Here is an 18,986-nt window from a genome sequence, read left to right on the forward strand (position 1 = left end):
AAGTGATTATTGAGCAAAGATTTCAATAAATCAGGTGCCTAAGTTGCTATCTTTCAAATGAAAAAATCACGGGTAGACAAATGTCTTCTCCTTAGTGGGTGAAATGTCCAACTACCCGGAACAGCAGTAAATTTTTGTACATATGACCCCCTCATTTAGAAACCACCTTCTATCCTTGAAGGCGGTTTCATTGTGTTACAGTTAAATGGTCCGTAGGGATAGTTATTCCATTCAATCTGATAGAAGGGGTGTAATTATGAAAAACAAGTCAAAAACGTTAGCGCTTTTACTGGCCTGTTTTCTCGTTCTAGGTGCTTGCAGCAATACAGCTAATAACACGCCGGCTGCACCGGAGAAAAGCGCGGAGTCAAGCGAACCCGCTGATCCATTTGGCCGCTACGAAGAACCTGTCCAGATCAGCATCAGTATTGAAATCGATCCCACCGATAATGAATTGCCGCCTGGCGACACGCCGCTGGACAATCAATACACTCGTCAGATTAAGGAAGCGCTTAATGTGGACGTCGATCATCAATTCGCTGCCTCCGGCCAGAATCTTCGGCAAAGAATTAGTCTTGCCATTGCAAGTAACGATTTGCCGGATGCTATGGTCGTCAATGCCGTTGAGCTCCGCCAATTGGTCGAAGCCGACCAAATAGCCGATTTAACTGAGGTGTATAAGCAATATGCTTCCCCGGAAATAAAGACAATCATTGAAAACACCAACGGTGCTGCCTTGGATGCAGTAACATTCGATGGCAAAATCATGGCCCTTCCAGGTGTGCAAGCCAATGCTGATGGCATCCACCTCTTGTGGATCCGGAAGGACTGGCTGGATAAGCTGAACCTTGAACCGCCAACCACGATGGCTGAACTTGAGGCCGTCGCCCGTGCTTTCGTTGAAGATGATCCAGATGGCAATGGTCAGCGCGATACGATTGGGATCACCGGACCGGAGAGTGGCGGTAAGCTGTATGCGAACTTCCTGGAGTCGAAGAACAATTTGTACCGATTTGACGCCATTTTCTCCGCGCATGACTCGTTCCCTGGATACTGGCTTGAGGGCGAGGATGGCAGCCCTGTGTACGGGTCAATCCTGCCGGAGACTCGTGAGGCGTTAGCTAGTTTGAGAGATTTGTATTCCAAGGGACTTATTGATCCTGAGATGGGTGTTCGTAACAAAGCGGATGAGCCCATTATCGCCGGAAAATCCGGAATGTTCTTTGCGCCATGGTGGATGGCTTACGGTCCGCTAACCAATGCTGTAAAAAATGATCCCGAAGCCAACTGGCAAGCTTATGCTCTGCCTTTGAATCAAAATGGCGAATTTAGACCACATGCTGCTACTCCTTCTACTGAGTTTGTGGTGGTTCGGAAAGATTACGAGCATCCGGAAGTTCCGATGAAATTGCTAAATAATTTGTTTAAAAACGAGCAAGAGAACACCTTTGACCCGAGCAAAGGCGGTCCTGGTTACTATCCGCTCCGCGTGGTTTACGCTCCATCCGATGAAATTGAATTTACAGTCAAAGCCCTCCGTGATGTGTTGGCGGGCAATAAAACCGCAGAGGATTTTGCGAATGACAAAGCCTACAAACTGCTGCCTTCGGACATCGCAAGCATCAAGACGATCAAAAACGAGCCTTACGATTCTATGGATCTTTCAACATGGAACCCTGAAGCGAACTGGGGAGCTTGGACTCGAGCATACTCTATCATGGTGGGCGGCAGGCCGCTGGTTGATACCGAGTTTGAAGAGGTGCCTAGTCTTCTGTATGAGCAGACGCCGTTAATGGAGAGCCGTTGGGTGAATCTGCGCAAGTTAGAGGATGAGACCTTCCTGCGCATCATCATGGGGGCGGCTCCACTGGAGACATTCGACTCCTTCGTCGAGAACTGGAAACGTCAAGGCGGCGACCAGATTACCCAGGAGGTTAAGGACGCGCTTGCGAAGTAATCTTAAGCCAGATAACGAACCACATAGCCAGGGCTCCCGACACCTGTCGAGAGCTCTGGAACATTCGAAGTAGGATTCGGGGAAAGGAGTGCTGTCATGCGTATGAAAGGCTTCGCCAAACATTATTATCTGATGCTGATCCCGGGATTTCTATGGCTGTTCGTCTTCAGCATCGTTCCGATGTTCGGCATCGTCATTTCGTTCCAGTATTTTAATCCAGGCAAAGGTATCCTGGGCTCGGATTGGGCGGGGCTTGAGCACTTCAAGTATATGTTTTTGCTGAAGGATACACAGGAAGTCTTCATGAATACGCTTGTTATCGCGTCCATGAAGATTGTCGCCAATCTGATTGCGCCTCTGCTGTTTGCACTCATGCTCAATGAGCTTCGTCTGATGATTCTCAGACGCTGGATTCAGACCATCGTCTACCTGCCTCACTTCTTATCCTGGGTTATCCTTGGGGGCATTGTACTTGATCTGTTCTCCTATAACGGACCCGTCAATCAACTGACCGCTTTGTTCGGATACCAGCCCAAACTGTTCTTTGCCGATTCCCAGCTGTTTCCGTTCCTCGTTGTCGGCAGTGACGTCTGGAAGGAATTCGGTTTTGGCACCATTATCTATCTTGCTGCGCTTACCGGGATCAACCCGGCACTTTACGAAGCTGCCAACATCGATGGCGCAGGACGCTGGAGAAGTCTCTGGCATATCACGCTGCCCAGGATCCGCACGACAGCCGTATTGCTTACGGTACTCAGCTTGGGTAATGTGCTTAACGCGGGCTTCGACCAGATCTTCAATCTGTACAACCCGCTTGTCTATTCTACAGGTGATATTATTGACACCTGGGTATATCGTACGGGTTTACTCAACCTGCAATATGAACTTGCGACCGCCGTCGGCCTGCTGAAGTCTGTTGTGGGCTTCCTGCTGATATCCGTCTCGTATTACCTGGCTTACCGTTTTGTTAACTATCGCATATTCTAAGGATTCATCCTGATGCAAAGATGTATAAACTCATCCCATTCCAACTAGAGAAGGAGGTGCCTGACCGTGGTCAGAGATCGGACGTTCGGCAACCGTGTGACTGATATTATACTGATTGTAGTCCTGATAGGCATTACTTTGTCATGCATCCTGCCGATCTGGTACACGCTCTCCCTTTCGCTTAGCTCCAACTCTGCCGCTGCCGCCGGTAAGGTCTGGCTATGGCCGGTCGATTTCAATCTTAACGCGTATGCCCAGATTCTCAATGACAATCAGTTCTTTCGGTCCTTCTGGACCTCGACCCAGCGTGTGCTGCTGGGGGTTATGCTCAACTTTATCATGGTTGTGCTCATGTCTTACCCGCTCTCACGGACAGCGAGAGAGTTCAAAGGGCGCAATGTGTTCATGTGGATTCTCATTTTCACGATGTTATTCAACGGCGGTCTGATCCCGCTGTATCTGACGGTCAAAGAGCTCAACATGCTGAACAGCATCTGGGCACTTGTCCTGGTCGGCGGCGCGCAGACACTCGTCTTCAACGTCATCCTCACGATGAACTTTTTCCGCAACCTGCCCAAAGAGCTGGATGAAGCCGCACTTGTCGACGGCGCAGGACCGTGGTACATTCTGTTCAAGATCTATATCCCGCTGGCCGTGCCGGTGCTGGCGACCGTCTCGCTGTTCAGTATCGTGTATCACTGGAATGAATTTTTATACGGTCTGATCTTCATGTCTCGTGAGCAATTCTATCCACTCCAGACGTATATCCAGCAGCTCGTCGTGTCGGTCGATCCATCGACGATGTCCGAGGACCAGTATCGGCGCTTGTCCGAGTTGTCCAACCGGACACTTGATGCCGCCAAGATCTTCATCGCGATGCTGCCCGTCCTCATCGTTTATCCGTTCCTCCAGCGCTTCTTCATCCACGGGATTACGCTGGGTTCGGTTAAAGAGTAACTCACCCACCCAGGACAACAGCTTTCAGAGATCCATATCATGTTCATTACATTTATTTAAAACATACTGAAAATAGGGGCCGTTCCAAATGATCTTAGATCTTGAGAAGCGGCCCCCTTTTTGCTGTTGTGAGGCGCCGAGGGTACGAATCATTCCCCATCGCCATTGTGCTTTATTTTCCTGAATGAGTTTTCGTTCAAGGTAGAAATTAGATCACAAAGGCGAACGCTTTCGCTTGTCCGGAACGCTTCGTCCTCTCCGCTTCGTGTATAAAAAAAGCCTCAGATGACGCCGAAATACTAACTCACAAGTAAAAAAAAGGGCCCCGCTCGGCAAATCCGAATGCGGAGAACCCCTTGACGATTCATCAGTTACTTTTTCGCTTCCAAGGCTTTTTGGTAGATTTCAAGGTATTGGGTTAGTTAGAGTCCGTCTAATCCCTTAACGTAGGCGTCCCATGCCGCGGCGCTGTATCATCCATGCTGTAGGCATAACTGACCAGCGCGGTAGACAATGCTCCAATAACGTTGTCTGGTTCCCGGTTGGCCATTTGCTGAACCGCGTCAGCGTTTTGTGTAAAGGCAGCCGGATCAATTAATCCCTCCAAACTCCCTAGAAATGGTGTGCTCCCATCCATCATTAGAGATGACTGGACGATAAGGATCGATAAATTTGTCACATACGTTTTCGATTTGGCCGGCATCCTTGTCCGGCCAGATCTTTTTAAGCATTTGCTGCGTTTCATTTGCGATTCGTCTCAGTTGACGATCATCGGACGAAGAAAGTCAGGGTCCGGAAGAGCTTTTTTATCGACTTTCCCGATAGGGGTAAGCGGCAAACTTTCCATCTGTACCACAAGAGAGGGCAGGAAATATTCAGGCAAATTCCGGGCTAAATACGCCATAACTTCCGTTTCGGACAACACCTGTTTCGCAACATAATATGCGCATATTATCGGATTTCCACTTCCGTCCGCTTTGACGGCTACCGCGGCTTTCAAGATTCCGTTGTGTTCCAAAAGGCGAGTCTCGATTTCTCCCGGTTCCACTCGATACCCTCGGATCTTCACTTGATCGTCGATTCGCCCGATCATTTCGATATTGCCATCCGGCAGCCATAAGGCCAAATCCCCCGTTCGATATAACCTTTCCCCGAGGAGCGGATGTTCCACAAACTTGGTTTCTGTCAATTCCAGCCGGTTCAAATACCCCCGCGCGATACCGTCTCCTCCGACGCAAAGCTCTCCCACTACTCCGATGGGCTGAAGCTTCAACTGTTTATCCAGGATATAAGCGGAGGAATTGCATATTGGTCTGCCAATTGGAATGACGGATTCGAATTCACGTTCGATCGGGAAATAAGTGGAGAACGTCGTGTTTTCCGTCGGACCGTACATATTGACCATCCGCAGATCGGGACACCTCTTCCTTACGGCATTTACGTGCTTCGGCGACAACGCTTCTCCGCCGACTAGCAAGGTGTTCAACGTACGAAAGACGTCTGGGTCCTGTTCGGCCAGATTATGGAACAGAGCAATAGTCAGAAACCAAGCCGTAATGTGGTGGCCGATGATAGTTTCCTTCAATTTGTGAAGGTCAAATAGGTCCGTGTCCTTCATCAAATACAAGGTAGATCCGTTCAAAAGGGATCCCCAAATTTCAAAGGTCGACGCATCGAATGCAATTGTACCGGTTTGCAAAATTCGATGCTCCTTGGAAAAATTGAAATAATGGGTATTCTTGACCAGTCTTACGATGTTTCGATGTTCAACCATGACCCCTTTCGGTGTCCCCGTTGATCCGGACGTATAGATGATATACGCTAGACTTTGTGAGGTTACTGCAGATATCGTATGGGGACAGCGGTCAAGGTAAAGCTGCGCGTTGTCCCAATAAATTACTTTTCCTTCAAATGCTAAGTCAGGCTTCCAACTGGAAGGGGCCAGCAAAAATCCCGCCCGACTGTCCTCGAGCATATATTCGATTCTTTCGCACGGAGAATCGGCTTCGATGGGCATATAAGCGCCGCCAGCCTTCAATATGGCTGTAAGCCCTACAATCATACTGATAGACCGATCCGCAACAATGCCAACGACGCTCTCCGGCCTTACGCCGTGATCCTGCAGTGCTTTTGCAAGCTGGTTTGCGTGTTCGTTCAATTCCCGATAGGACATCTGATGGTCCTCGGTCATAACCGCCGGGCGATCGGGGGTTAAGCGGACCTGTTCCTCAAACAAGTAATGGACCGTTTGTCCGGAAGGATAGTCCGTCTTAGTACCGCTGAAAGCCAGAATCTGTCTCTCCTCTTCTTCGGACATCATGCGTATGTCGGCAATCTCTTTCTCGGGAAAATCTGCTACTTCATGCACAATACGGCTCAAGTGGCTCCCCATCTGCTCGATCGTTTCTTTTCTGTACGAGCGGGTCGAATATTCAAGGCGTATCATGATAAATTCCTTCTTAAAAGCCGTCAAAGCAAGCTCAAACGTCCCCAACTGATCGGATTTCAAAGGAATGGTATTGGCGTTTTGCCAAGTAAATGCCGCTTTGATGAACGGGTTGCCGCTCAGATTCTTACGCATATTCCGATCTTCGAGTGCTTGCATCGTGTTATGCTTAACTTCTATCAGAAACTCACCTAATGGCTTATGTACAGTAGGAGAGTAACGTATAGGAAACATCTGGTTTTCCAACAGATACCCGATTACAGGATCATCCTCGCCGGTATATTTGGCAAGCAGGATCGCATAACAGGCCATAAGTGCCATATCCACAGTTATTCCGAAATTAAACGCAAGTTCATGGAGTCTTCGGGTCGTTGCAAAATCAAGGGAAAAACTAACCCGGTTTCCTTTATCGTTGGCCCATCCCCCCCTCGGCAATTCGTCAATTGATACTTCACATGTCGTTTGTTCCATGACCATCAACCTCCCGGATAATCGATTCATTAATGTCTGATTGTTAACGAACAGAAAAATCCTCTCGCATTCTGCGATGAAGTAATGTCCCCCTTCAACACCGCAAAAATGACACCTTTCGGACGTATGGAGCTTTCACACTCCGATCTTATTGTGCTGAATAGTTTATCTTGTTTCCCGTAGCAGACCGATATCCAGTTGTTTTTTGGAACGTCAAAAAAACCCCTTTCTTCAATTCAAAATAATGAATAAAACGGAGGTTTCCCGTTGTATTCGGCAACTGGCTGGCATCGCGGTAGCAGTAAATCCCGCATTAGCCCCTATAGCTTTGCGTCGCCACCTTTCGGTGGGTTTGCTATTGTCGTACAAAAAAAGTATTTAAATTGTAAACCATGATTATATTATGTATTCGATTTACAATTACTGTATCTTGTTTCCAGATTAAAATCGATAGGTCTTTTGTTCAATATTGTCTTTCTAGAATTGTTTTGATGATACTGTTAACCATCATGAAACTCTAGGTCAAGATAGTTAATCTTTACTAATTTTTGCTTTTCGCCGACTTCACTCTACTTCACTTAACTACCTATTAAAACTATATTATTCAAAAGTCAGGATACGTTTTTACAAATAAAATTCGATTATGAACAGAGACATACACATGTTTATGTCCCTCGGCAGAATTCCATAAAATTACGCCATTACTCTAATAGAATCCGTATTAACTCTCCCCTATCCCAGCGTATTCTTCTGTTATTACTTGGATATTGGATGATGGCTAATTAAGGCAATAGTTCTATTTTCAACTTCACTCCTATATCCATTGCCCTAGCTACGACATCGGAAATCATTAGATCCAATTACTTCAGTCTCTTATCAACTGAGACTAAAATACCGGTTATAACTGGTAAGGACATCTCGCTTCGGAAGAGAAAACTTTCATAAGTTCAACTTTTCTTCCAAGTAGCGGTTACAACGAATGCAATTGCATAACCGTTCACTCAAAACACAGCACAAAACCATCGGAATCAACTTATAGGTTTATGCTCTTGTCCCTATGGATCACTGGACAATAAAGCAAAGAGCCGTTGTCCAGGACAACGGCCTCATATTGCTATATGTCAATAACAGTTTTAAAAAGGGCCGGTTATTTTCACATTGATTTTATTGGATTCAACCGTTACCCCGTTCAATGTAATTCGAATCGACAACTCGGCTTGCCCCGGATGCTTGGCGATAATCTTTCCTTTTGGGTCAATCTCCGCCTTATCCGGACGGCTGCTCAAATACTCAATCTGAGCGCCGGATAACTCCTTAGTCGTTCTTCCTCTCTCAAGGAAGACTTCGTAGGAATAACCGACTTCATCTCCCGGCTGAAGCTGGAGCGATTCAGCCTCGAGCTGTACTTTGTCTAGCGGCATCACCAGATTCGGGTCGCTATACTTCATCAGCTCGCTGCCATATTTGAAATAGAAGTTGCCAAAGTCGTCCTGTGCAAGCTTTTCCGCATTGCCCTCCAACAAGATGGACAGCGATTTGCTTGCTGTGTCAATCTTAAACAGCTTGCTCGTATACGTATGGTCAGCAACATATCCCGTAAAAATGGTACCGTACACATTGCCGTCGGTTCCAACGGTCAAGCGAGGATTGCTGTGAGCATAATCTGCTGTAGGAAACATATCCTCGCTGTAAATAATCTCTTGGCGTTCCGTATCATAGACGAACAGAGCCCCCAGCGCCATTCCCCATATGTTACCGTCCGGGCCCCATATCAAAGAAGTCACTGCTTTTTTGCCCGGAACAGGTACCTGTTCCAGCTCTACTCGGCCGGATGCTGTATCGTAAATGGCAAGCTTCCCCTCTCCGCCGGTCATCGCGCCGGTGGCCATAAACAGCTTTCCATTTTTGTAAAGCAACGAATTGATCGAATGGCCGGATATAATGTCGCGCTTCACATCAAACTTTCCGGTAACGGGATTGTAGACCGTAAGAGCCCCGCCTGTTTTGCCTGCAATTGGATAGGAACCGATGTATAACAGGTTTTCTTCCTCGACCCCGAGCATGGCTACGGGCCGGTCTTGCTCCGAACCCAGCTGACCAAGCCGCAGCGGATTATTCGGTTCTGATGGGTCCGTTCGGTTCCATGGCTTGGCTGGATCGTATTCAAAGATGGTCGCTCTAGGATAAACGCCGAGGTACATCTTTCCGTTCAAGGAACCGAATCCTTCGACTTGGCCGATTTGAGGATAATGCTTGGTCTCGTTACGGGTCGGCGAGTAAATTCCCATTCCCCCTCCTGAAATGAAGCCCGAAGACAGCATCTGCCCGTCTGTGCTCTTCCCGATGTTAAACAATTCCACAAACTGTGCCGGAAACGGAAGCTCCGGTGTCTCAATCAAACCGGTTTCCAGATTGTAATAAAATGCCCTGCCGCTATTTCCGGCCAATCCGACCAATGTCCAGCCCGGATACTTTACCTGGTCCAGCTGAACATAACCAAAAGCGACGCCTGCTCCTTTGACATCCACGCCCAGCGAGCCGTAAACCCCCGTATTCACATCATACGAATAAAGCGACCACTGCTGCGCGCCTCCCGGGAGAGTCTCATAATAGGTGTAGAACACCGTTTTGCCATCAGGCGATAATGGTGAGAATCCCCGGGCATTATAGGCCGTATTTTTATTTACGATCCAGCTGGAGGTATCGGGATCATATACACACATAACGGGTCCTGGATCCACGCGCACGAATAATTTGCCCCCTGCAAACCGGAGATCATAAACCGAAGTCATGCCATTAAATACAGGCGGATGAAGCGCGGTGGATGTTCCGCTTGCGAGATCGTATTGATAAAGCTTGGCGACATCGGCTCCGCCCACATAGATCATTTGACGATCGGAATCGTAAGCAAGGCTGCGGATATGAGCCTCTTTCGATGAAGTTTTGAAGGATTTAAGGATTCGAGTCTGATCGGATGCAGGATCATATTCGAACAGCGTTTGGGAATATCCTGTTCCTCCATACACTTTGCCATCTCCCCCCGCTACAAGCGTCCAGATAACAGTATCGGTGGGAACCGGTTTGCCGATCGCCCGCATTTTATCCACTGCCGGATCATATTGAAACAACGTCCCGTTCGGCGTACTGCCGATGTATACCTTTCCGTCGGAGGCTGTCACAATCGCCCAAGCTGCCGATACGTTGCTTCCGTCAAGCGCAACAAGTGGATGAGTGGACTTCACTTCTTTCGAAGCTACATCCATCACGATGAATTGTGCCGGATCACCCTGTGCGACCGTGAACAAAGCATCCTGGCCATTCCTATCCTTACCGAACGCAGCCGTCATCAAGGTTAGACTCGAAGATTGCGGTCCTAAATTCGTTAAGTATGGGGAGGAAGCTTGCGACTCCAATGTGACGCTGTCAACGAAATACCTGCCGGTTTGGTCACCATGAAAATTGAAGGCTACCCTGATCTCCGCTGCATTTTTTGGTGCGGAAGCAGCCACTCTTAAACTCTGCCATTTGCCCGATGGTTCACCGACCAGGCCGCTCACGACGGAGACAAGCTTTCCGCCTGCATCATAAAATCTGAGGTCTGCTTTGCCGCCTTGGCCTTCATCCGATAGCACACTTGCTGTCATGATGACATTACCGAATGGCTGGGCGGCGTATGCATCGCTGACCGCTCCGGAGCCTGCATCGGGCGACAGGCGTTCTACCTGAAGACTTCGTTTCCCGTCTGCGTACACGGACTCACTTACCGTAATGGCAGCTGTGTCTGCATCGGGCTGCCAGCCCGGCAAGCGTCCATCTTCTTCAGATTCCTCGAAGCCGCTGTTGATCATAACGTTGGTCAATTCTTCTCCGGCTGCATACGTGATCGGCATTGCCCACGCGGTACTTGCAAACATCATGATGACCGTTAGGACTGCGGTAATCCGATTCCTCCACTTGCTTCTCACTAAACTCTCCCCTTTACGAATGAATTTTTCCACAGTTAGTAAACGTTTTCAATACGATCTCATCTTATCATATCTCTTTATTTGTATACAAGTAAAATACATGTAAATAACATGCGACTTACTAGTGTTGCTATGATAATTCACTATTTATAAAATACAGTTAGAGATTTAGATATGTCATCTGCCCTGATTGCAATATTGTTATGCTCTGGCTGCAGCAATCGAGCCGAGCCAGCCCTACAGCAGCGTCAAAATACGGTTGGCAGCCGATCGTTGTCTAACGCCACTCGGCTCCGTCCCCTAGCGCCGTCATTATTTGAATACAAAAACAGCCGGGATTAACCCCGGCTGCTGCGATTTGCATGTTACGCCAACCATTAATTGTCTCTAGATCTGTTAATGGAAATGATTGCAAAATGCAAACATTTGCTGTTCCCTCGAAACCCTTATTAATCATAAAAAACCATCTAGTGAATCATGACTGATGGAGTGTAACCTACGTACCTGCCGATACCATGTAAATGTCCAGATTGTATAAGCTCAATCACTCCGAAGAAAATAAATACGTTGAAAAATCCCGGTTAATATAGTCTTTAAAATGCCTTTTGGCTTTAACTGGGAAAGCATCAAGTTCCTCGGTAGTCCAGATGCTGCGGTGGGTCTCGAACTCATTGCCGTACACCGTGCCTTGCGGCCATTCCGATCCGATGGGAATGTTAAGCAGAACGTGCTTGCCTCTTGCAATGCTGGCATTCAGCAGGGTAACCGCCTTCTCCTTATCGAAATGCTCCAGAACATCACCCATGATCATGAGGTCATATTCACCGGGCGAAGATGACGGAATAAATTCAAAAGCATCAGCGATGTGAATTTTATCGTAGAAATATGAATGATACCGGTCAATGTTTTTGGGGAATATTTCAATTCCTTCCACCCTTACCTTCCAATCCTTGCGAAATACCCGCCCTGACCACACATCGAGGAATTCGCGGCATAACATGCCCCAGCGGCCAAATCCAACGCCGATATCAAGTACCGAGGCAGGCGATATCTGACGGAGCAGTTCCACGCAATACGAAATATTTTGCCAATTGGATGTTCCCATATTGTTCTTATCACCCCAATTCTCGTTGAGACGATGGTTCAGCATTCATCATGAGATTGATGATGCGAAAATCCGGAATGGCGTATTCTTGAGGAAGTTTGGCGGCAATCTGGTCCCATACCTGTTGGTTGACAACAATATGCGGCTGGGAAAGCTGGGTTAAAAACAACCCGTTGTATCTATCCCCGGGAACTTGATGCATGTTCATGACAAACACCGCCTTTTCAAATTAGGATTGTTTTTTTAGAGACAACTGCTCCGAATAAACCCCTGTCAAATGTTTGATCATCGTCTGAAGGGACCGGTTTTTCAAGGCCCACTCCAGCGCATTGTCCCCAAGTCTGCGCCGGAAGGAAGGATCTGACAGCAGCTGACCCAAATGCAGATAAAGTACATGCGCGTCTCCCGGAGGAGACAGCAATCCGTCAACGTTATGCCGTACCGCTTCTTTTAATCCGCCTGCACTGGATGATGCGATGGGCAGACCTGCTAACTGAGCTTCCATTACTGAGTAGGACAGGGTTTCCATCAAACTGGGCATTGCGAAAATTTCGGCCTGACTCAGCAAATAGGGGACGTCCTCCCGGCTTCCCAGGAAACGCACCGCCGACTGAATACCCATCTGGCGACATAACTCCTCGTATTCATTTCGTTTATCCCCGTCTCCGACCAACCAGCATTCCCAGTCCTGGCGGTCCACATACAGCCTGCACAAGGCATTCAACAAGATGTGGATCCCCTTCTCGTAGCTAAGACGCGAAGTGCTGATGATGACGGTTTTATCCTTGGGCTTCGTGATCGGATTTCCGGAAACCGTACGCATGCTGCTTTGAAAAGCAGGGATGTCGATGGCGTAAGGAATAAGGGCAATTCGATCGGAAGGAGCCCTAAATTGATGGACCATCACTTCTTTAAGCCATTCGGAAGCAAGAAGGACTTTATCGCTTACCGAACTCCCCAAGTATTCCATAGATTTATAGTATTTCCAGACCAAGGAGCTCGTCGGGTCTTCCGAAGAAGTTTTGTTGCTCTTAAGCATATCCAGTACCGTAAGAGCTGCAGAAGCGTGAATGGATGTCACTAACGGTATCCGTTCTGGTTTTATACGTTTTATGGCAGCGGCGGCAAGAACGTCTTGCGCGTGTATGATATCGTATTGATCAAGACCGATAAAGGCAAGCGATAACTCCATGCAATACCTGTCGGTCTCCGCATCCCTGACCCAGGGATGCTCCGCAATCAAAGGCGCGGTGGCAGGGGTTATCTTGTACTCGAACATTTCCTTGAAATGAACCTTCGGAACCTCCTGGTTATTGTTGAAAATATAAAACCGGTCCAGTCCATTCCCAAAAAGATCCACCTGATGTCCCTCTCGTTCAAGCCCCTGCTTCACCTGCAACATATATTTCCACAATCCACCGACGTACGGGATTTGAAAATAGGTAGCCAGCAAAATTTTCAAGGCTGCCACCCTCCTGTTAGCAATACCTGTCTTCGCTGCTCCAGTCTGTCGCCGTATATGGCCTGAAGGGTCCCGATTTCCCGCTTAAGGGCATCTTTGTGCTTTAAGGTTCCCATGTTCGGATGATATCGGTAATGCAGAAGAATATCATGCAAATAATGAAATTCGTACCCGGCGAGTACGATCCGGCACCACATGTCGTAGTCCTGCGTGTATTTAATCTCTTCATTGAACATGCCGACATGTTCAAGAAGCTGCCGCTTCATCATGATGGTACAGCCATTAATCGGACATTCCCTCTTCAATCGATCAAGCAGCTCCAAATTCGAAGAGAACGAAAAATTCGGGGCTTCCATGAGCACTAAATTCCACTCATTGACGAAGTTGAAGTTTGTACTACTGATCCACGCCCCACGTTCCAGCATAAACGAAATCTGTCTTGCTGTTTTGTTGGGGAGAAAATAGTCGTCCGAACTGAGCCAAGCAATATAATCTCCTTTAGCTTCTCGAATACCGGCGTTAAGGGCGGAAGCCGTTCCCCCGTTGATCTTTCGGATATACCGGATGCGGTCAACATAAGGATTCAGGAGATCCATATGTTCGGTGGACCCGTCATCGACCACAATGACCTCTATCTCGGGATAGGTTTGCGCCAAAGCACTCTCTACGGCCTGTTGAACATAAAGACAGTTGTAGAAAGGGATAATAACCGTTACCTTCGGTATCATGTTATCTTAACCTCCTACCCGCGTATTGACCCCGGTTAGGAAAGTACCGGTTTTCCTATCGGACTTTTTATGAATTCATTTTGGGTTAGATAGATCAGCTGATGGACGCTCCATTGAAAGAAGGAAAAAACGGAGGGACCTTCCACTTTTCGCAGCGTTCGCCGTTCGCCGTAATAAATATGACCGCTCGGGGAGCTGTACAGGCGTCCGTTAATAACCGGGTACTGAAGAAAAAAAGAGGCGTCAATGGTGGGTCCAACCTGCAAAGATTGAACCAAGGAATCCGGGATATGCACGATTTCGTCCATTTGACACCGCAAACGTTGGAACACTTCCCCAGACTGGATCGGGAATAAACAATTGTCCATCCACAAAAAGATCCCGGTTCCGCCCCCCTTTACGAATACCGTCGCCGGGGCGCACTTCTCCCACTGTCCCGTAACCGTCACGCCTTCTCCAAGGGGATACAGACGAAGCAGCATATCCTCAAGTGGTATGATTTTCTTGGCCATCAGTTTGTAAAAATAAAAGGAATCGATATCCATAACGGGTCGTTTTTGACCGTGTTCAATCAAAAATACAGCCGAGCCCGAATCGCGGACAAGCGTTCCATCCGGGATCTTGGTAATCATGTTCTGGACATGGTTATTGTAGATAACAATCCCTCCCTTCACCAATCTTTAATAATATACTCTTTGTCTTAGCGGCCTGAGCCGACGCGTGACTATATCTTCAAAAAAAAGACTCTTTGCAAGAATGACTTGCAAGAGTCTTTTCCTTTCAGGAAATCGCATCCATGAAAAGTTATTCATCTAGACTCGGGATACAAACTTGTACCGACTAAACAAAAAAGCCGCTAACATAGCGACTTTCAATGGGACAACGCAATCCCCCCGACAGTCGCCTATCCGCAATAGCCATTCGGATGTGAAGCGTTCGGAAAATTACGAATTAAGAACCTTTTTACGGCTGCCAAGAAAGCTGGTAAATTATCATCATGCACAAAGTGCCCAGCTTCCTCTATCATCACCAACTCGCAATTCGGAATAAGCTCAGAAACTTCCTGCAATTTGTTTTGAGGAATATGACTGGACCCACCGCCTACAATAAGAGTCGGCATGATGATGTCATTAAGACGCAGCCACCATTCGGGATCGGGTTCATTAAGTTGCCGTAAAATCGAAGGTACTACTAGCCAATCAAACGGCAGGGGATCAGAAGGTTTGACAGGAATTTCGATCGGCTTATCCGGAAAAGGAGGTGGAGTGTCTTCAACGATCAATCTTTCTATCCTCGTAGGATATGTTTCCGAGAAAAGATAGGATACTGTTCCCCCCATGGAATGGCCAAGAAGCGTAAATCGATCCAAGTTCATAGCATTAGCAAAATGAAACAAGTCATCGCACATCAGTTCAAAAGTATATTCACCTATTCTTGCACTCCCACCGTGACCCCGTTGATCTAAAGCTAAAACGCGGTATTTTTCTCCTAATGCAACAGCGACTTGATCCCATGATTCTGCACTTTTTCCCAGCGCATGAAGTGCAACAAGAGGCGGAGCAGAAGGTTCCCCACTCTCGCGATATTGAAAAGTGCGTCCATTCAATTCAATTTGATTCACACGTGTTTCCATCTCCGCTCATCTCCTAAAGTGAATTCCATTTGAAGCCCGATTTTTTTAATGCGCAAATGACCCTACTTAGAATTCTCTGATCATCTTCAACCAATTTGACCCAATAATTGAAGACGTCTACTGGAATTTTTAGTATTATTTTATTATTGAATGAACACTTAGTCAATATAAAAATGAGAGCTGCATCGTACCTGTTACATTCGTTATCATTTTCCTCGTTAACTAAATAAAGCTGTTGTCGGAACTTGACTACTTATAACAAAGGGGTATCCCTCAGTCATCTACTGATGACATTTGAGACAACCCCGTCTATTATCATTATTGAGTTATCGTTTCCCGTTAGTTAATCCATCAAACTTTTTTGCATATAAATCACAACTTCTGTTCCGATTCCTTTCCTTCCATTCTCGTCAATCTGTTCCCAGCTGATTAAAAAATCCCCATGGCCCCAATCCACATAGCCCAATTTTTCATAAAGTCGTTTGGCTTCCGGATTATTTATTCCTACCTCTAACCCTATACAGGCACATCCCTTTTCTTTTGCTAATCGTTCGGCTTCTTGGATTATGGCTGTTGCAACACCTTGTCTCCGATATTCATATACTGTTAACCCAGCTTCTAAGAAAGCGCTATGGGTAATATCCACTATTTTAGTTACAGGCTCATCATTAGGACCACTCCAGCGTAGTAAGAAATGGCCAACAGGGGTGTTATTATGCCAAGCGATTAAGTATAGTCCCTCACCTCTCTTTTGTGTAGCATATCGGTTGTATTGAAACATAGGATTACCAGGTGAAAACTGAGTAACAAGGAAACTCAACTGGGATTCTTCTGCTTCTTTTATTTCCAAGCATAATTTGGTCTTTATTCATTTCATCTTCCTCTCTCCCAAACAGCAATATACAAACCATGTTCAAGTTACAGGCGGAGCGGGGCTTGGATTATCCATTGCCCATCAATTTGTCAGGGCCCACGATGGTTTCATCCGCGTTGAGAGTCAGCTTAATAAAGGTACGATATTTACCGTTTATTTACCTATTTAGAGGGAACGGACGAGGAGCACTACCTTTAATAGCATTGATCTTTCAAAGACTGATATTATGCGGCTTAACATGATACCAATTGCATTTTAAAACTTGGCTATGATGATATACATCATCCAATTTACTGGGCATGTTCACATACAGTCAGCTTTTCCTCTCGATAGCGGGATGATTCCGCTCCATTTCGCATAATTCTTGTCCTCTGATAGACTATTAATGGGGCAATGTTTAATGTTCTTTTGCGTACCTATATACTTATACTCCTCTGCGTCCCCAGCCAAAGACTTTGACGTGCACGATGGCTTTGGTTACCCAATGCGAGAGTACATACAACACGATGAACAGGATTAGCAAAGGCCTAAATAATAGCACGGCAACAGCCCAGGTGAGCAGAATCTGCCAATTCTTCATTTTTCTCAAAAATTTGACTGGCCACAAAAATATTTTAAATAACATTTCGTTATGCTGAAGCGCATCTAGAAATTCATCCTGGTACTGTTTGTCTTCTGGATCTAAGCGAACGGCATTCCGCATATACGTCTCTTTCAACTTGTATTCCCCACGCTGGCCAGCCGCCAAGCCGAGAAAAAAATATACTTCTGACGATTCCATATTATTCTTAAGGGCGAGTGTTTCCACCCTAGCAGAATCTTCAAAGTTTCTCAGCAACGCTTCCGTATAGCTTAACACAGCCAAATATAATGGTGATTCCGGACGCAGTTCAAGTGCATGCGAAAGTGCCGTCTTCGCTTGGCTTGGCCTGCCCTTCTTGTTCAACATATTTGCTTGTAGATAATAATAATAAGGCTCATAGGGATCTATTCGTAAGGCTTCTTGCAGAGCTTCCTCGAAAGCCCGATCCTTATCCGTAGCGTAGTAAACGCTGACCCGCACATACCAGGCCAGCTCCTGCTGCGGCTCCCGTCTAAGCGCCTGGTTCGACCAATGGAGTGCTTTGTCATATTCATTCATAAATAGGTGAATTTTCGAGATTAGCGCAAAGACATCCGGGTCCTCCGGTTCTTGTCTCATTAGCTGCTCAGCTTCCTTTAATGCTTCTTTATACCGCCTCCATTCGATAAGCTGCTGCGCCTTAGCATAAGCGGCGTAATTATGTATGTTCTCCACTGCTCTATCCCTCCATATACCATTATGACTTGACGCCATGCTTCTTAATGTAATCCAACACGATTTGATAATCACGGTTTACATCACTGAATGTCGCATAATTCTTAACTGTAGCAAACCAATCCAGCGTCGTAGCCTTCCGGCCATTTGCCGATCTCTTTAAATCGTCTTGAGTGATAGGCTGGACCTCACCCTTCTCAAAGGTTCGCTCCATCGCTGATTCTACGGCATCATTGACTAGCTGCTCTAAATCGGCACCGGAATAATGCTTCGTCTCTGCTGCAATTTTGGGCAGGTTCAGTGAACCCAGCGGCTTACCGGATAGCTTCAGTTCCAGAATGGTTTGCCGCTCTTCCTGTTCAGGCGGCGGTACAAAAACAAGATGGTTAAAGCGCCCGGGGCGCCTCAATGCGGAATCAAGGTACCAAGGCGTATTGGTTGCTCCGATGACAAACACGTTATCGTTCTCGGCCTGCAGACCGTCAAGCTCCAGCAATAATTGGTTAACAAGCATGCGGTCATGATGCTGGCGCATTTGGTGACGGCTGCCTCCAAGCGCGTCGATTTCATCAATGAAAATAACGCACGGCTTGCTTTCACGCGCTTTTTCGAATATATCGTGTAAGTTGTGCTCGCTCTGGCCAGCATACATGGAAAGAATAGACTGAAGCTCGACATGTAAAAAATTGGCATCGATCTCGCCTGCCACCGCACGTGCCAAAAATGTTTTGCCGCATCCTGGAGGACCATACAAGAGCAAGCTCCCTCCAGCTTGTTTGCCGTATGCAGCAAATACTTCCGGCTGCTTCAGAGGCAATATAAAATTCATTCTGATTTTTTTCTTAACCTCTTCCAGGCCTCCGACGTCGGCAAATGTCTCCTTTGGTTTTTCCGACTCAACAAGCGATTGATCCTCTTTGCTGAAATGAATGAGCTTTAAATTTTTTCGTCTTTGTTCCGCTAGTTCATCATGATCCGACATCCTGCTCTCTCCCCTGTAATATTTTCTCTTAAGAATATCATATTTCCATAAATTAGGGAGAAATTCAGCAAAAAAAGACTACTCACAAGAGTAGCCTTTACAGTCAGCTTAACTTCTTCCGT

Annotated in this window: 16 protein-coding genes and 1 riboswitch; of the genes, 4 read left to right on the plus strand and 12 right to left on the minus strand. The window is 46.8% G+C overall.

Translation table 11 applies throughout. From position 1 onward, the window contains the following. Positions 1-256 precede the first annotated feature (256 nt). The 3 genes from ACQKPA_RS21045 to ACQKPA_RS21055 all read left to right on the plus strand — a co-directional run bounded on the left by ACQKPA_RS21045 (position 257) and on the right by ACQKPA_RS21055 (position 3,901). Positions 257-1,957: an extracellular solute-binding protein gene (locus ACQKPA_RS21045; RefSeq protein WP_427494459.1), complete on the plus strand. Its 1,701-nt coding sequence runs from the start codon at positions 257-259 to the stop codon at positions 1,955-1,957. A gap of 96 nt (positions 1,958-2,053) precedes the next feature. Next, positions 2,054-2,944, plus strand: coding sequence for an ABC transporter permease (locus ACQKPA_RS21050; RefSeq protein WP_427494460.1), 891 nt, complete (start codon positions 2,054-2,056; stop codon positions 2,942-2,944). A gap of 66 nt (positions 2,945-3,010) precedes the next feature. After that, positions 3,011-3,901: a carbohydrate ABC transporter permease gene (locus tag ACQKPA_RS21055; protein ID WP_427494461.1), complete on the plus strand. Its 891-nt coding sequence runs from the start codon at positions 3,011-3,013 to the stop codon at positions 3,899-3,901. Between the two features lie 433 nt (positions 3,902-4,334). On the opposite strand, the gene ACQKPA_RS21060 is transcribed toward ACQKPA_RS21055, so the two are convergent. From ACQKPA_RS21060 to ACQKPA_RS21105, 10 genes are all read right to left on the minus strand, one after another. Beyond that, positions 4,335-4,508 carry a hypothetical protein gene (locus tag ACQKPA_RS21060; RefSeq protein WP_427494462.1) on the minus strand — a complete coding sequence of 58 codons (174 nt, stop codon included), beginning with the start codon at positions 4,506-4,508 and terminating at the stop codon, positions 4,335-4,337. A gap of 150 nt (positions 4,509-4,658) precedes the next feature. Further along, positions 4,659-6,818, minus strand: a complete 2,160-nt coding sequence (locus ACQKPA_RS21065) for a non-ribosomal peptide synthetase (protein ID WP_427494463.1) — start codon at positions 6,816-6,818, stop codon at positions 4,659-4,661. A gap of 272 nt (positions 6,819-7,090) precedes the next feature. Continuing rightward, positions 7,091-7,185, minus strand: a riboswitch (cyclic di-GMP riboswitch). Between the two features lie 766 nt (positions 7,186-7,951). Continuing rightward, positions 7,952-10,783 carry a hypothetical protein gene (locus ACQKPA_RS21070; protein ID WP_427494464.1) on the minus strand — a complete coding sequence of 944 codons (2,832 nt, stop codon included), beginning with the start codon at positions 10,781-10,783 and terminating at the stop codon, positions 7,952-7,954. Positions 10,784-11,327: 544 nt separating this feature from the next. Beyond that, complete coding sequence (locus tag ACQKPA_RS21075; protein WP_427494465.1) at positions 11,328-11,888, minus strand: methyltransferase domain-containing protein; 561 nt, start codon at positions 11,886-11,888, stop codon at positions 11,328-11,330. Positions 11,889-11,898: 10 nt separating this feature from the next. Continuing rightward, on the minus strand, positions 11,899-12,096 hold the full coding sequence (locus ACQKPA_RS21080; protein WP_427494466.1) for a hypothetical protein: 198 nt from the start codon (positions 12,094-12,096) through the stop codon (positions 11,899-11,901). Between the two features lie 21 nt (positions 12,097-12,117). Beyond that, a complete protein-coding gene (locus ACQKPA_RS21085; RefSeq protein WP_427494468.1) occupies positions 12,118-13,350 on the minus strand; it encodes a glycosyltransferase family 4 protein in 1,233 nt (410 codons plus the stop codon). Further along, the gene (locus ACQKPA_RS21090) at positions 13,347-14,078 is read right to left on the minus strand and encodes a glycosyltransferase (RefSeq protein ID WP_427494469.1); all 732 of its coding nucleotides are present in this window, start codon (positions 14,076-14,078) and stop codon (positions 13,347-13,349) included. Before ACQKPA_RS21090 ends, ACQKPA_RS21085 begins: the two co-directional genes overlap by 4 nt. Positions 14,079-14,113: 35 nt before the next feature. Next, positions 14,114-14,710 carry a hypothetical protein gene (locus tag ACQKPA_RS21095; RefSeq protein ID WP_427494470.1) on the minus strand — a complete coding sequence of 199 codons (597 nt, stop codon included), beginning with the start codon at positions 14,708-14,710 and terminating at the stop codon, positions 14,114-14,116. Positions 14,711-14,982: 272 nt separating this feature from the next. Beyond that, the gene (locus ACQKPA_RS21100) at positions 14,983-15,711 is read right to left on the minus strand and encodes an alpha/beta fold hydrolase (protein WP_427494472.1); all 729 of its coding nucleotides are present in this window, start codon (positions 15,709-15,711) and stop codon (positions 14,983-14,985) included. Between the two features lie 343 nt (positions 15,712-16,054). Beyond that, positions 16,055-16,561: a GNAT family N-acetyltransferase gene (locus tag ACQKPA_RS21105; protein WP_427494473.1), complete on the minus strand. Its 507-nt coding sequence runs from the start codon at positions 16,559-16,561 to the stop codon at positions 16,055-16,057. 7 nt (positions 16,562-16,568) lie between these two features. Between ACQKPA_RS21105 and ACQKPA_RS21110 the strand changes: the two genes are divergently transcribed. Continuing rightward, on the plus strand, positions 16,569-16,754 hold the full coding sequence (locus ACQKPA_RS21110) for an ATP-binding protein (protein WP_427494475.1): 186 nt from the start codon (positions 16,569-16,571) through the stop codon (positions 16,752-16,754). A gap of 255 nt (positions 16,755-17,009) precedes the next feature. Here the strand turns inward: ACQKPA_RS21110 and ACQKPA_RS21115 are convergent, their stop codons facing one another. Next, positions 17,010-17,882, minus strand: a complete 873-nt coding sequence (locus ACQKPA_RS21115; RefSeq protein WP_427494476.1) for a tetratricopeptide repeat protein — start codon at positions 17,880-17,882, stop codon at positions 17,010-17,012. A gap of 22 nt (positions 17,883-17,904) precedes the next feature. Continuing rightward, entirely contained in the window at positions 17,905-18,864 is a 960-nt protein-coding gene (locus ACQKPA_RS21120) for an ATP-binding protein (protein ID WP_427494477.1), read from the minus strand. Positions 18,865-18,986 lie beyond the last annotated feature (122 nt).

Source organism: Paenibacillus sp. NPDC093718, from assembly GCF_050279985.1.
Taxonomy (GTDB): Bacteria; Bacillota; Bacilli; order Paenibacillales; family Paenibacillaceae; genus Paenibacillus_AQ.

Coding starts and splice junctions, on each gene's coding strand:
- ACQKPA_RS21075 (WP_427494465.1), bottom strand. CDS start 11,888: ATGGGAACATCCAATTGGCAAAATATTTCGTATTGCGTGGAACTGCTC.
- ACQKPA_RS21065 (WP_427494463.1), bottom strand. CDS start 6,818: ATGGAACAAACGACATGTGAAGTATCAATTGACGAATTGCCGAGGGGG.
- ACQKPA_RS21090 (WP_427494469.1), bottom strand. CDS start 14,078: ATGATACCGAAGGTAACGGTTATTATCCCTTTCTACAACTGTCTTTAT.
- ACQKPA_RS21080 (WP_427494466.1), bottom strand. CDS start 12,096: ATGAACATGCATCAAGTTCCCGGGGATAGATACAACGGGTTGTTTTTA.
- ACQKPA_RS21045 (WP_427494459.1), top strand. CDS start 257: ATGAAAAACAAGTCAAAAACGTTAGCGCTTTTACTGGCCTGTTTTCTC.
- ACQKPA_RS21100 (WP_427494472.1), bottom strand. CDS start 15,711: ATGGAAACACGTGTGAATCAAATTGAATTGAATGGACGCACTTTTCAA.
- ACQKPA_RS21050 (WP_427494460.1), top strand. CDS start 2,054: ATGCGTATGAAAGGCTTCGCCAAACATTATTATCTGATGCTGATCCCG.
- ACQKPA_RS21095 (WP_427494470.1), bottom strand. CDS start 14,710: ATGATTACCAAGATCCCGGATGGAACGCTTGTCCGCGATTCGGGCTCG.
- ACQKPA_RS21120 (WP_427494477.1), bottom strand. CDS start 18,864: ATGTCGGATCATGATGAACTAGCGGAACAAAGACGAAAAAATTTAAAG.